The organism is Sphingomonas bacterium (assembly GCF_028292945.1).
Classification (GTDB): domain Bacteria; phylum Pseudomonadota; class Alphaproteobacteria; order Sphingomonadales; family Sphingomonadaceae; genus Sphingomonas.
This window is the reverse complement of record NZ_JAQGLJ010000027.1, coordinates 17,037-29,453: the sequence shown is the minus strand read 5'-3', so window position 1 is coordinate 29,453 and position 12,417 is coordinate 17,037. Positions and strand designations below refer to the sequence as shown.

Annotated in this window: 13 protein-coding genes and 1 tRNA gene; 12 read left to right on the top strand and 2 right to left on the bottom strand. The window is 68.4% G+C overall.

All coding sequences use genetic code 11. From position 1 onward, the window contains the following. From JWN21_RS03600 to JWN21_RS03580, 5 genes are all read left to right on the top strand, one after another. The coding region (locus tag JWN21_RS03600; protein ID WP_299646314.1) for an NAD(P)(+) transhydrogenase (Re/Si-specific) subunit beta at positions 1–1,297 on the top strand (1,297 nt) is incomplete at its 5' end. A gap of 41 nt (positions 1,298–1,338) precedes the next feature. Next, positions 1,339–2,199, top strand: a complete 861-nt coding sequence (locus JWN21_RS03595; RefSeq protein WP_299646312.1) for a winged helix DNA-binding protein — start codon at positions 1,339–1,341, stop codon at positions 2,197–2,199. 200 nt (positions 2,200–2,399) lie between these two features. After that, a tRNA-Val gene (locus tag JWN21_RS03590) sits at positions 2,400–2,475 on the top strand. 79 nt (positions 2,476–2,554) lie between these two features. Continuing rightward, the gene (locus JWN21_RS03585) at positions 2,555–2,770 is read left to right on the top strand and encodes a hypothetical protein (protein ID WP_299646310.1); all 216 of its coding nucleotides are present in this window, start codon (positions 2,555–2,557) and stop codon (positions 2,768–2,770) included. After that, entirely contained in the window at positions 2,755–3,000 is a 246-nt protein-coding gene (locus JWN21_RS03580; RefSeq protein ID WP_299646308.1) for a hypothetical protein, read from the top strand. The genes JWN21_RS03585 and JWN21_RS03580 overlap by 16 nt, the downstream gene beginning before the upstream one ends. A gap of 4 nt (positions 3,001–3,004) precedes the next feature. On the opposite strand, the gene JWN21_RS03575 is transcribed toward JWN21_RS03580, so the two are convergent. Beyond that, positions 3,005–3,568, bottom strand: coding sequence for a helix-turn-helix transcriptional regulator (locus JWN21_RS03575; protein ID WP_299646306.1), 564 nt, complete (start codon positions 3,566–3,568; stop codon positions 3,005–3,007). Between the two features lie 85 nt (positions 3,569–3,653). Between JWN21_RS03575 and JWN21_RS03570 the strand changes: the two genes are divergently transcribed. Both JWN21_RS03570 and dapF read left to right on the top strand, forming a co-directional pair. Beyond that, the gene (locus tag JWN21_RS03570) at positions 3,654–4,112 is read left to right on the top strand and encodes a DUF6456 domain-containing protein (RefSeq protein WP_299646304.1); all 459 of its coding nucleotides are present in this window, start codon (positions 3,654–3,656) and stop codon (positions 4,110–4,112) included. 80 nt (positions 4,113–4,192) lie between these two features. Next, complete coding sequence (dapF, locus tag JWN21_RS03565) at positions 4,193–5,260, top strand: diaminopimelate epimerase (protein ID WP_299646302.1); 1,068 nt, start codon at positions 4,193–4,195, stop codon at positions 5,258–5,260. A gap of 163 nt (positions 5,261–5,423) precedes the next feature. Here dapF and JWN21_RS03560 read toward each other — a convergent pair whose 3' ends face one another. Beyond that, complete coding sequence (locus JWN21_RS03560) at positions 5,424–6,578, bottom strand: acyl-CoA dehydrogenase family protein (RefSeq protein ID WP_299646300.1); 1,155 nt, start codon at positions 6,576–6,578, stop codon at positions 5,424–5,426. 190 nt (positions 6,579–6,768) lie between these two features. On the opposite strand from JWN21_RS03560, the gene JWN21_RS03555 reads away from it, so the two are divergent. From JWN21_RS03555 to JWN21_RS03535, 5 genes are all read left to right on the top strand, one after another. Beyond that, the gene (locus tag JWN21_RS03555) at positions 6,769–7,773 is read left to right on the top strand and encodes a fumarylacetoacetate hydrolase family protein (protein ID WP_299646298.1); all 1,005 of its coding nucleotides are present in this window, start codon (positions 6,769–6,771) and stop codon (positions 7,771–7,773) included. Between the two features lie 83 nt (positions 7,774–7,856). Then, the gene (locus JWN21_RS03550) at positions 7,857–9,158 is read left to right on the top strand and encodes a 3-methyl-2-oxobutanoate dehydrogenase (2-methylpropanoyl-transferring) subunit alpha (RefSeq protein ID WP_299646296.1); all 1,302 of its coding nucleotides are present in this window, start codon (positions 7,857–7,859) and stop codon (positions 9,156–9,158) included. Continuing rightward, positions 9,140–10,006 (top strand): alpha/beta hydrolase, encoded by an 867-nt coding sequence (locus JWN21_RS03545; RefSeq protein ID WP_299646294.1) that lies wholly within the window; start codon positions 9,140–9,142, stop codon positions 10,004–10,006. The genes JWN21_RS03550 and JWN21_RS03545 overlap by 19 nt, the downstream gene beginning before the upstream one ends. Positions 10,007–10,053: 47 nt before the next feature. Next, the gene (locus JWN21_RS03540; RefSeq protein ID WP_299646318.1) at positions 10,054–11,061 is read left to right on the top strand and encodes an alpha-ketoacid dehydrogenase subunit beta; all 1,008 of its coding nucleotides are present in this window, start codon (positions 10,054–10,056) and stop codon (positions 11,059–11,061) included. Further along, entirely contained in the window at positions 11,061–12,404 is a 1,344-nt protein-coding gene (locus tag JWN21_RS03535; protein WP_299646292.1) for a dihydrolipoamide acetyltransferase family protein, read from the top strand. Before JWN21_RS03540 ends, JWN21_RS03535 begins: the two co-directional genes overlap by 1 nt. Positions 12,405–12,417 lie beyond the last annotated feature (13 nt).

The following is a 12,417-nucleotide window of genomic DNA, read 5'->3' as shown; positions in this document are numbered from 1 at the left end:
GGCTTTAGACAGCCAATGGTATGATGCCGATTGGGCAACGGTTTTGCAGATCCTCGCCGCCATTGGCCTGGGTGCTGTCATCGGCCTCGTCACCGCCCGCCGTATCGCCATGACGGCAATGCCGCAGCTCGTCGCTGCCTTCCACTCGCTCGTCGGCCTCGCCGCCGTACTCGTAGCGGCGGCGGCTTTTCTAAATCCGGTCGCGTTCGGTATCGCCGACGTGATCCGCGGAATCTTTCCCGGCGGACCGACGCTGGCCATTATCGACCCGGTTAGCCGCGTCGAGATGGGCCTAGGCGTCGCGATCGGCGCGATCACGTTCAGCGGCTCAATCATCGCGTTCCTGAAATTGAACGGCAACATGGGCGGCAAGCCGATCCTGCTGCCCGGCCGGCACGTCATCAACCTCACCGTGCTCGCCGCGATCCTTGGACTGATCGCGCTGTTCACGCAGGACCAGTCGCCCTGGATCTTCTGGACGATCACAGCTCTGGCGTTCGTCATCGGTTTCCTGCTGATCGTTCCCATCGGCGGCGCGGACATGCCCGTCGTGGTGTCGATGCTGAACAGCTATTCGGGCTGGGCGGCGGCCGCGATGGGGTTCACGCTCCATAACACCGCCATGATCATCACCGGCGCGCTGGTCGGCGCGAGCGGCGCGATCCTGAGCTACATCATGTGCCGGGCGATGAACCGTTCGTTCCTGTCGGTCATCGCCGGCGGCTTCGGCGCGGAGGCCGCGATCGGCGGCGAGGCGAAGGAGCAGCGCCCGTGGAAGCGCGGCTCGGCCGAGGACGCCGCGTTCCTGATGGAGCAGGCCGAGCAGGTCATCATCATCCCCGGCTACGGCATGGCGGTGGCACAGGCGCAGCACGTGCTCCGCGAGATGGCCGACAAGCTCAAGGAGCACGGCGTCCGCGTCAAATACGCCATCCACCCCGTCGCCGGCCGCATGCCCGGCCACATGAACGTGCTGCTCGCCGAGGCCAACGTGCCCTATGACGAGGTGTTCGAGCTGGAGGACATCAACTCCGAATTCGCGCAGACCGATGTGGCGTTCATCATCGGCGCCAACGATGTGGTGAACCCGGCCGCGAAGACCGACAAGAGCTCGCCCATCTATGGCATGCCCGTGTTCGACGTCGGCAAGGCCAAGACGGTGCTGTTCATCAAGCGGAGCATGGGCGGGGTCGGCTATGCCGGCGTCGACAACGACGTGTTCTACGAAGACAACACGATGATGCTGCTCGCTGACGCCAAGAAGATGGTCGAAGAGATCGTCAAATCGCTGGGCTGAGCGCCCCGGGGTCGGGTCGCGGGGAGTCGGGCGGCTGGGACATGGCGGGCGACCCGTTCGACGTCACTCTGATCGGCGACACCGGCGAGATGGCGGAAGCGGTGGCGTTCGCGGGCGGCCGGGTCGTCGCGCGGCTCGAATGGGGCGAACCGCTCGCGCCGCAGCCCGGGTCGATTGTCGCATTGGACCTGAGCGGCAAGGCGGCGATGGACCTGACCGTTCTGTCCGCGCTGCACGGCGCCGACCTGATCGTGTGCGATTTCGATCACCTCGACCTGATCGCCGGCGCCGTGCTGCTCACCGACACGCATCTGCTGTGCGAGCCGACAATGGCCGATCGCATCGCGTCGCTAAGCAGCATCGCCGTCGACGGATCGATGACCGATGCCGTCCGCGAAGGTGATTCCGCACGGTTGCGGCGGTTCAGCGCGGAGGTGGGCCGCATCGCGGGCACGCTGGCGCGACTGGCTGCGGATCAGGGTCCCTCGGACGTAGCGGACCGCCGGCCGGCCTACGATCCCGGCCCGGCGATGCTCACCGCAGTGCTGGACCCGTCGGCCGTGCGCCGCGCATTGCGCGCCCGCCGACTACGCGCGACCATGTTTGGCGATTTCGACTCTGGGGGCCTGTTCGAGGATCCCGCGTGGGACATGCTGCTCGACCTGTTCGCCGCCGAGCTGGAAGGTGCGCCAGTGTCCGTCTCGTCGCTGTGCATCGCCGCCGCCGTGGCGCCCACCACCGCGCTGCGCTGGATCGGCCGCCTCACGCAGATCGGCCTGTTCGAGCGCCGCCCCGACCCCCAGGACCGCCGCCGCGCCTTCATGGCGCTGACCCCGCGCGGCTCTGCGACGATGCGGGGCTATGTCGCCGCGCTGGAGCGGGCGGGGCTGGCGCTGGGATAAATCCGCCATGCCGGGCTCGATCCGGCATCCAACGTGCCACGGGCGGTACGGCTTGCGCGCGAAGAGCGACGGTGCCAACAGGGCGCGGCCGACGGCAAAGCCGCCGGCCCGTCGAACGGTTCGGCTTGCGCCGACCGCCGGCCGCCCCGGACCATGCGGCTCTGCCGCATCGGCGCGGGCGTGGCCGCGCCTTGGTTCGGGGGCGCTTAGCTCAGTTGGTAGAGCGCTTCCTTTACACGGAAGATGTCGGCGGTTCGAGCCCGTCAGCGCCCACCACCATATGGCCATACCGGTCAGGCGTCCCGAATTGCGCGCCTTTCTCGATACGACTGGTCCCCACGTCGAGCGGGGGCCGATGATGAACGCAAGCGACGCCACGCCCGGGGAAGCGTCCGGGCCGGATGTCATCACCACGCCCCACGGTATCGAGATCGCGATCGAAGCGGAGGCAACCGGCAGGGCGCCCACCGGCCTCGCGCAGGTCGTGCTGGCCGAGCATAGTGCGCTCCTGCGGGCGCAGCGCGCGAAATGGGGCGTGGCCGGGTCCGCGAATATATGCTCACCGCGCTGAGGGCGCTGGCGCTGCTTCTCCTCGGCGGCTTCGTCTGGAGCGCCGCCACCAGCCGCGCCGTCGGACCGAACTGGGCCGATCCGCTGAAGTCGCTGGTCGACATGGCGGCCGGCGCGGCGAGTGGCGCGCCGCGCGTGACCTCCACGATCGCGCAACGCCGCTTGCCCCTCACTGGTCCGCGCTGGCACAGGCGCGCCGGCGCGCTGCGACCGAGCTGGCGGCTGTGGTAGACGCCTAGAGCGCCCGCACCAGCCGTACCGCGCGCGCCAGCCACGGGGCGTCCGCCACCACCTGTTGGCGAGCGCCCGGTTCCAGCGGCAACAGGTGCAGCTTGCCGCCCTCGCGGTTGAGCAGCCGTCCGAACACGAAGCGTCCGCCGGGTCGCGGCACCAGCACGTCACGGTTCAGCGCCCGCGCGAAGTCGGCAGGTGCCAGGCGCTCGCACCAGATCTCGTCGCCCGCGCGGTAATCGCCGACGCCGCCGGTGACCGTCACCGCGACCAGTTCGGGCGCGGGCGCTGGAGCCGCGACCGTGGCCGGGCGCCTTGGTGCCGTCGCGCCCCCGGCGTCCAGTTCGGCGGCGACGGGCAGGTAGATGCGATCGGGCAGCTTGACCAGGTCGGCCGCGGTCACGCCCAGCGCGGTGGCGATGCGGTTCAGCCAGCCCACCGACACGGTGCGCGTGCCGGTCTCCAGTCGCCCGATCGTCTGGGCGGTGGTCGGCGGAGTACAGGCGCGCGCGACGTCGTCCAGCGTAAGCCCCTTGGCGCGGCGTACTTCCCTGATTGCGGTGATCATACCCGGCTCTCCAACCAATCTGGTTCTTATCTGTCCTACAAACCGGCCTCCGTGGCAAGCGGCGCCTCGACTCGGGAGATCGAAGATGCGGGAACTGGTGGAGCGCGGGCTGGACGAACATGGCGTCGTCCGACCCAACGGCACGACGCGGCGCAGCGTCACGGTCAACCTGCGCGAATCGCCGCTCGCCTGGCTTGCCGCGCGCGGGCTGGTCACGGCGCGGCAGCTGGAAGCGGGCGAGCGGCTGCGCGCCGACTATGAACGCGCGCAGCTCGCGCCCAGCGTGACGATGCGCTGGACCGCGCGCGTGGACGGGAGCGGTGGCGGTATCGATGCGACCGCCGCGCAGCTGACCGCGAAGCGCCGCTTCGACGCTGCGATCGCCGCCGCCGGGCCGGGGCTGGCGGATGTGCTGTGGCGCGTGGTCTGCGCTGGCGAAGGATTGCCGGTGGCGGAAAAGGCGCTCGGCTGGCCCGCGCGCGCCGGCCGGGTCGTGCTGTGCCTGGCGCTCGATCGCGTCGCGAGCCACTACGGGCTGCCGTGAGGACACCGCATTTTGGTGTTACCTACGGTCGCCTTCTCGCTATGATGCGGGGATGTGCAGCACCGGGGGACGGTACGGAGATGCGCCTTTCGCTGATCAAATGCCACGGCTCGGGCAACGACTTTCCCATGCTCGACGCGCGTGGCGTGCGGTTCGATGACGATGTCTGGGCGGTGGTGGCGGTCACGCTGGCCGACCGGGCAGGGCCGGTGGGCGGCGACGGGCTGCTGCTGCTCACCGCAGGGGACCGCGATCATGCGTTCGGGATGCGCATGTTCAACGCCGACGGTTCGGAGGCGGAGCTGTGCCTCAATGGGCTGCGCTGCGTGGCGAGACTCGGGTTCGAGCGCCACGGTATCGACGCGGCCGCGATCCGCTGCAAGGCATCGACCGTGGCGGCGGCTCACGCGCCCGATCTCGCGCCCGGGGTGTACACGGTGCGCGAGGTCGCCGGCCCTGCGAGCCTCGACGTGACCGGCTGGCCGATGAACATCGGTAGCGTCGAGCATGTAGATGCGCCGCTGCCGCGCCTCGGGTCGCCACGCGCGTTCACCGCGATCGCGATGCCCAACCCGCACCTGGTGGCGTTCGTCGCCGCGGTCGACGAGGCCGAACTGGTCGCCGTCGGGGAGGCGGCGCAGGACGCGGGCAGCTGGATGCCCAACCGCGCCAACGTCTCCTTTGTGGAACTCCGCGAAGGAGGTCTCTACGTCCGCACCTTCGAGCGCGGCGTCGGCCTGACCGACAGCTGCGGGAGTGCAATGGCGGCGTCCACCTATGCTGCGTGCCTGACCGGGCGGATCGAGTACGACCGCGAGATCACCGTGTGGAACAAGGGCGGGCTGGTCCGCGCATCGGCGGAGATCGGCGGCGAGGTGACGCTGTCGGGCAACGCAACGTGCGAGTGGGAGGGGAGTGTCGACGTCGACGCGGCGACGGGTGCGGTATCCGACATTCAGGTGGAGCGGCGGTTCGAGGGCGAGGCAGCGGCCTGGACGGCGCTGCGCGACAGCACGCCGGGCGCGCTAGTCACATCCGAGGCGCTTACGGAGGACGGGGCCGCTGCGCCGACGCAGCCGCAAGCGGGCACAGCCCCCCGCCGCGATGGCAATATCAGCTGGGACAGCCCCGTGATCTCCGCCGGCTGACCCAAGTCCCCTCCCCGGCGAAAGCCGGAGCCCGGTCGGCCGTGCCGGGGACCGGCTCCAGCGTAGCCGAGTGCATCCCATCTTCCCGCGCGGCGGACTGGGCCCCGGCTTCCGCCGGGGAAGGGAGAGGAGCAATCAGTCTGCGGGAAGGCAGGAGCTGCAACTACAGCTTCCGCCCGATCACCTCCTTCATGATCTCGGTCGTCCCGCCGTAGATCCGCGACACCCGCGCCGCGCGCCACATCCGCGCGATCGGATATTCGTTCATGTACCCCGCCCCGCCGTGGAGCTGGAGGCACTTGTCCATCACCTCCCATTGCAGCTCGGTGTGCCACAGCTTGGCGGCGGCGCCCTCCTCGTTGGTGAGCTCGCCCTTCAGGTGGCGTGCGATCGCCCAGTCGAGATGCGCCCACCCGACCTGCAGCTTGGATTTCAGGTCCGCGAGCACGAAGCGCGTGTTCTGGAAGTCGAACACCATGCCCGCGAACGCCTTGCGGTCCTTGGTGAACGCAACGGTGTCGTCGAACGCGCGCTGCGCCGACGAATGGACCCCGACCGCGATCGCGAGCCGCTCCTGCGGCAGCTGGCTCATCAGATAGACGAAGCCCTGACCCTCCTCGCCCAGGCAGTTGGTCATCGGCACGCGCACGTCCTCGAAGAACAGCTCGGACGTATCGGCGGCGTCCTGGCCGATCTTGTCGAGCTTGCGGCCCTTGGAGAAACCCTCGCGGTCGCTTTCGACCAGGATGATCGACATCCCCTTCCACGCCGGCTTGGCGTCGGGGTCGGTCTTGGCGACGACCAGCGTCAGGTCGGTGTTCTGGCCGTTGGTGATGTACGTCTTCGACCCGTTGATGACGTAGTGATTTCCGTCCTTCCTGGCGGTGGTGCGGATCGATTGCAGGTCGCTGCCGGTGCCGGGTTCGGTCATCGCGATCGCGGTGACGACCTCGCCGGAAACGAGCTTGGGCAGCCATTCGCGCTTCTGCTCCTCCGAGCCGTAATGCTCCAGATAGCCGACGACGATGTCGGACTGGAGCGAGAAGCCGGCGGGGACGCCGTTGTAGCTCATCTCCTCGTCGACGATGCAGTTGTAGCCGAAGTCGAGGCCCAGCCCGCCATATTCCTCCGGCACGGTCGGGCACAGCATCCCGACCTCGCCCGCCTTGCGCCAGAACTCCTTGGGAACGAGCCGGTTCTTTTCCCAGCTGTCGACATTCGGCACGCCCTCCTTCTGCAGGAAGGAGCGCACGGTTTGGCGAAAGGCTTCGTGGTCTTCGGTATAGGCGAGGCGGCCGGGGATGGTGTCGAGGGACATGGGGCTCTCCTTTGCACGCCAGCCTGGCCGGGACCGGCTGCGAACGTCAAGTCACCAGAACAAAAGTTATGGAGCCATCCGTCACCCCGGCCTTGAGCCGGGGTCCAACGTGCCGCAAAGACGGCGTCGTGGAATTCGCGGCGGGTTGGATGCCGGGTCGAGCCGGGCATCACGAACAGGAGAGAAGCGCATGAAACTGGCCAGCCTCAAGCACGGGCGCGACGGCAAGCTCGTGGTCGTGTCCGACGATCTCGCCTGGTATGCCGACGCGGGCCACATCGCGCCCACGCTTCAGGAGGCACTGGACGACTGGGACCGGGTGCTGCCCGACCTTCAGGTGCTGGCCACCGACGTGCGCAACAGCGCGATCCCGCTGGAGCGTTTCCACGAGCACGACGCCGCCTCGCCGTTGCCGCGTGCGTATCAATGGGCGGACGGCTCGGCCTATGTGAATCACGTCGCGCTGGTGCGGCAGGCGCGCAATGCGGAGATGCCCGACAGCTTCTGGCACGATCCGCTGATGTATCAGGGCGGTTCCGACGGGTTCCTGGGCCCGCGTGACCCGATCCCGCTGTCCGACGAAAGCTGGGGGTGCGATCTAGAGGCAGAGGTGGTGGTCGTCACCGGCGACGTGGCCTTGGGCGCGAGCAGGGACGAGGGGCTGGCGGCGGTGCGGCTGGTCGGACTGACCAACGACGTGTCGCTGCGCAACCTCATCCCCGCCGAGCTGGCCAAGAATTTCGGCTTCTTTCAGTCAAAGCCGGCGTCGGCGTTTTCGCCGGTGTTCGTCACCCCCGACGCGCTCGGCGACTGGTGGCGGGACGGCAAGCTGCACCGCAAGGTGATGGTCGATCTGAACGGTGAGCCTTTCGGCCGCGCTGACGCGGGCGAGGACATGACCTTCGACTTCGGCACGCTGATCGCGCACGCGGCCAAGACGCGCAGGCTGGGCGCGGGGACGATCGTCGGTTCGGGGACCGTATCGAACCGCGACGCGGACGGCGGGCCGGGCAAGCCGATCGCGGACGGCGGCGTCGGCTATTCCTGCCTCGCCGAGGTCCGCACGGTGGAGACGATCGCCGGCGGCAAACCCGTCACCGAGTTCCTGAAGCACGGCGACACCGTCCGCATCTGGGCGGAGGACGACCGCCACCATTCGATCTTCGGCGCCATCGAGCAGGTGGTCGGCGGGTAGGAACCGTCGCGAGGGCGCTTGAAATATTCTTGCGCAAGGCCGATTGGGCGGCGCGGGCGCTAGCGCCGCGAAGAGGAGAGTTCATGGCTGGCGAGCCGCCCATCGAGCCATTGCGCACCAACCTGCCGCCGCTGTCGCTCCACGTCCCCGAGCCGAAGTTCCGGCCCGGCGACGAGGTCGACTTCGCAGAGGTCGACGTGCCGCCTGCCGGTTCTGTGCGCCGCCCGGATACAGCGGCGCCAGCGCGCGACTTCACCGACCTCGCCTACACGCTGGTGCGCGTACTCGACGAGGACGGCCGTGCCGTCGGCCCGTGGGACCCCAGGCTGTCGCCCGACCAGCTCCGCCGCATCCTGCGCTCGATGGCGCTGCTGCGTGCGTTCGACGAGCGCATGTTCCGCGCCCAGCGGCAGGGCAAGACCAGCTTCTACATGAAGGCGACCGGCGAGGAGGCCGTCGCGGTCGCGGCGACGTACGCACTCGACCGCGACGACATGTGCTTCCCGTCCTATCGCCAGCAGGGCATCCTGATCGCGCGTGGCTACAGCCTCGTCGAGATGATGAACCAGATCTATTCGAACAAGGGCGACAAGCTGCAGGGCAAGCAGCTGCCGATCATGTATTCGGCCAGGGATCACGGCTTCTTCTCGATCTCCGGCAACCTCGCGACGCAGTTCCCGCAGGCGGTCGGCTGGGCGATGGCGTCGGCGGCGAAGGGCGATACGCGCATTGCCGCGGTGTGGTGCGGCGAAGGCTCGACCGCCGAGGGCGATTTCCACTCCGCCTGCACCTTCGCCAGCGTCTATCGCGCCCCGGTGATCCTCAACGTCGTCAACAACCAATGGGCGATCTCGAGCTTCTCCGGCTTCGCGGGCGCCGAGTCGACCACCTTCGCGGCGCGCGCGGTCGGCTATGGCATCGCCGGCTTACGGGTGGACGGCAACGACGCGCTGGCGGTGTTCGCGGCGACGCAATGGGCGGCGGAGCGGGCGCGGACCAATCAGGGTCCGACGCTGATCGAGCACTTCACCTATCGCGCCGAGGGACACTCGACGTCGGACGATCCCGGCCAGTATCGCTCGGCGGGCGAGCCCAATGCCTGGCCGCTGGGCGATCCGATCCGGCGGCTAAAGGCTCACCTGATCCAGCTCGGCGAATGGGACGAGGAGCGCCATGACGCGCAGGACAAGGAGCTGGCGGAGCAAGTCCGCGCCGATCAGAAGGAGGCCGAGAAGAACGGCATCCTCGGCCACGGCCTGCACCAGCCGCTCGATACGCTGTTCGACGGGGTGTTCGAGGAAATGCCGTGGCACCTGAAGGAGCAGCGCACGCAGATGCTGGCGGAAGAACAGGCGAGCGGACGGCCATGGGCAAGAAAATCATGATGGCGACGCGACGTGAGATTTTGGTGTCCGGTGCGCTCGGCGCTGCGACGCTAGCGCTGCCTGCGAAGATCTTGGCGGCGGCGGCGGTCGGGCAGCCCGAGAAGGTTGAGCTCACGGTGGGGCAGAGGCGCACGACCATGGCCGTGTGGCGTCCGGCGCGCCCGCGTGGTGTGGCGTTGTTCAGCCACGGCCATGGCTCCTGGCCCGACCGCTACGACCATTTCGCGCGCGCGTTGGTGAGGGACGGCTTCGTCGTGCTGGCACCGATGCATGTCGACTCGGTGCGCTACCCCGAGCGCGACAGCTTTACGCTCCAGCAGAGTTTCCTCGAGCGACTGGCCGACATGCGTGCCACCGGCAACTATGCCGGTGCGCGGTTTGCCGGGCTGCCGGTGATCGCGGCCGGGCACAGCTTCGGAACGCTGACCGCCCTGTGCCTGGGCGGAGCGCTTGCCGGCATTGGGCCGTTTCGCGATCCGGCGGTGAAGGCGGTGCTGGGCTTCTCCACGCCCGGCAAAATCCCCGGCCTCATCCAACCCGCCGCCTATGCTTCGGTGCAGGTGCCGGTCATGATCGTGACCGGCACGGCAGACATCGTTCCGGGCTTCGTGACCGATCCGGCGGACCACCTGTTTCCGGCGGCGACGGTGCCGACGGACAGCTATGCGCTGACGGTTGCCGGGGCCGACCACGTGCTGGTTGCCGGTCCCGCGTTTGCGCGTGCGGCGCGGCCCGCGCAGCTGTTTGTTCAGGCCTATGGCTTGGCCGATCGCCGATCGCTGGCCCGGCTCGGTGCGTTCAGGGCGGCAAGGGGTGATCGCTTCACGGTTCGAAAGGGCGCGGCGTGAGCGAGACCTTGGCTATGAGCGCGGATGAGGCACCCCCCACCACCCGCATGAACATGATCCAGGCGATCAACTCCGCCATGGACGTGATGCTTGCCCGCGATCCCGACGTCATCATCATGGGCGAGGATGTCGGCTATTTCGGCGGCGTCTTCCGCGCGACCGCCGGGCTGCAGGCAAAACACGGCAAGACCCGCGTTTTCGACACGCCAATCACCGAGATCGGCATCATCGGCGTCGCGATCGGCATGGGCGCGTACGGCTTGCGGCCCGTGCCGGAGATCCAGTTCGCCGACTACATCTACCCCGCACTCGACCAGATCGTGTCCGAGGCATCGCGGCTACGCTATCGGTCGGCGGGCGAGTTCACCTCGCCCATCACCGTGCGCTCACCGTTTGGCGGCGGCATCTTCGGCGGGCAGACGCACTCGCAATCACCCGAAGGCATCTTCACGCACGTCAGCGGCATCAAGACGGTGATCCCCGCGACGCCCTATGACGCCAAGGGCCTGTTGATCGCCGCGATCGAGGACAATGATCCCGTCCTCTTCTTCGAGCCGAAGCGTATCTACAATGGCCCGTTCGATGGTCATTGGGATCGGCCGTCGCAGAACTGGTCGAAACACCCCGCTGGCGAGGTGCCGACCGGCTATTACCGCATCGATCTCGGCACCGCGAACGTGGCGCGCGCCGGCGAGGCGGTGACGATCCTGTGCTACGGCACGATGGTGCATGTCGTCGCCGCGACCGTCGAGGAGATGGGCGTCGACGCGGAGATCGTCGACCTGCGCACGCTGGTGCCGCTCGATATCGGCGCGATCGAAGCGTCGGTGAAGAAGACCGGCCGCTGCATGATCGTCCACGAAGCCACGCGAACCGGCGGGTTCGGCGCGGAACTGTCCGCGCTCGTGCAGGAGCGGTGCTTCTACCACCTGGAAGCGCCGATCGAGCGCGTCACCGGTTTCGACACGCCCTATCCGCACAGCCTCGAATGGGCCTATTTCCCCGGCCCCGTCCGTATCGGCGAGGCGCTCAAGAAACTGATGAGAGACGCATAATGGCGCGCTTCACCTTCAAATTGCCGGACATCGGCGAGGGCATCGCCGAGGCCGAGATCGTCGCGTGGCATGTCGCGGTCGGCGATCGCGTCGAGGAAGACCAGAACATCGCCGACATGATGACCGACAAGGCGACCGTCGAGATGGAGTCGCCGGTGTCGGGCATCGTGGTCGAGCTGGCCGGCGCGGTCGGCGATCAGGTCGCGATCGGCGCGGCGCTGGTGGTGATCGAGACCGACACGGACGCGGGGGCGGACGAGCCGTTCTCGCTGGGGGCGGAAGTCGCCGAGCAGCTCGGAGTCGAGGGCGAGGAGCAATTCGAGGCGGAGAACCCTGGCGTCGAGGAAGCTCTCGACGATGGCGATCAGGCGCCCCTCCCGCCTGCCGGAGGGGCTGGGGGTGGGCCTGTCGCCCCCTTTACAATTGCGAGCACAGTCCCCGCCCCAACGCCTCCCGCAAGCGGGAGGGGGGAAAGAAAGCCCGTCCTCGCGTCCCCTGCGGTGCGGCAGCGGGCGAAGGAGCTCGGCGTCGACCTCGCCACCGTCAGAACCGACGCGGACCGCGTTCGTCATGCCGACCTCGACGCCCACCTCCGCTACAGCGGGGGCGAGGGCTACCACGCCCCCCATACCAGCCGCGCGCGCGACGACGAGCAGGTCCGCGTCATCGGCATGCGGCGGCGCATTGCCGAGAACATGGCCGCCGCCAAACGCCACATCCCACACTTCACCTATGTCGATGAGATCGACGTGACCGAGCTGGAGCGCGTCCGCGCCGACCTGAACGGCGCGCGGGGCGACCGACCCAAGCTGACCCTCCTGCCGCTGATGATCGTCGCGATCTGCCGCTCGCTGCCTGACTTCCCGATGCTCAACGCGCGCTACGACGATGAAGCGGGCGTGGTGACGCGCCACGGCCGGGTGCATCTGGGCATGGCGACGCAGACCGACGCCGGGCTGACCGTTCCCGTCATCCGCGACGCGCAGGATCGCAATGTGTGGCAGCTCGCGACCGAGATCGGCCGGCTGGCGGACGCCGCGCGCGCGGGCAAGCTGAAGCCGGAGGAAATGGGCGGCGGCACGATCACCGTCACGTCACTGGGCCCGCTCGGCGGCATCGCCACGACCCCGGTCATCAACCGCCCGGAAGTCGCGATCATCGGCCCCAACAAGATCGTCGAACGGCCGGTGTTCACAGGACGCGGCGACGAGATCAGGCGCGCGAAGCTGATGAACATGTCGATCAGCTGCGACCACCGCGTCGTCGATGGGTGGGACGCGGCGAGCTACGTTCAGGCGCTCAAGAAGCTGCTGGAAACGCCCGTCCTGCTGTTCGCGGACTGACGTTCCGTCACCC

What these genes read in the sequence shown, in the direction of transcription:
- JWN21_RS03595 (WP_299646312.1), top strand. Translation starts at nt 1,339, where the DNA reads ATGGCGGGCGACCCGTTCGACGTCACTCTGATCGGCGACACCGGCGAG.
- JWN21_RS03585 (WP_299646310.1), top strand. Translation starts at nt 2,555, where the DNA reads ATGATGAACGCAAGCGACGCCACGCCCGGGGAAGCGTCCGGGCCGGAT.
- JWN21_RS03580 (WP_299646308.1), top strand. Translation starts at nt 2,755, where the DNA reads ATGCTCACCGCGCTGAGGGCGCTGGCGCTGCTTCTCCTCGGCGGCTTC.
- JWN21_RS03575 (WP_299646306.1), bottom strand. Translation starts at nt 3,568, where the DNA reads ATGATCACCGCAATCAGGGAAGTACGCCGCGCCAAGGGGCTTACGCTG.
- JWN21_RS03570 (WP_299646304.1), top strand. Translation starts at nt 3,654, where the DNA reads ATGCGGGAACTGGTGGAGCGCGGGCTGGACGAACATGGCGTCGTCCGA.
- dapF (WP_299646302.1), top strand. Translation starts at nt 4,193, where the DNA reads ATGCGCCTTTCGCTGATCAAATGCCACGGCTCGGGCAACGACTTTCCC.
- JWN21_RS03560 (WP_299646300.1), bottom strand. Translation starts at nt 6,578, where the DNA reads ATGTCCCTCGACACCATCCCCGGCCGCCTCGCCTATACCGAAGACCAC.
- JWN21_RS03555 (WP_299646298.1), top strand. Translation starts at nt 6,769, where the DNA reads ATGAAACTGGCCAGCCTCAAGCACGGGCGCGACGGCAAGCTCGTGGTC.
- JWN21_RS03550 (WP_299646296.1), top strand. Translation starts at nt 7,857, where the DNA reads ATGGCTGGCGAGCCGCCCATCGAGCCATTGCGCACCAACCTGCCGCCG.
- JWN21_RS03545 (WP_299646294.1), top strand. Translation starts at nt 9,140, where the DNA reads ATGGGCAAGAAAATCATGATGGCGACGCGACGTGAGATTTTGGTGTCC.
- JWN21_RS03540 (WP_299646318.1), top strand. Translation starts at nt 10,054, where the DNA reads ATGAACATGATCCAGGCGATCAACTCCGCCATGGACGTGATGCTTGCC.
- JWN21_RS03535 (WP_299646292.1), top strand. Translation starts at nt 11,061, where the DNA reads ATGGCGCGCTTCACCTTCAAATTGCCGGACATCGGCGAGGGCATCGCC.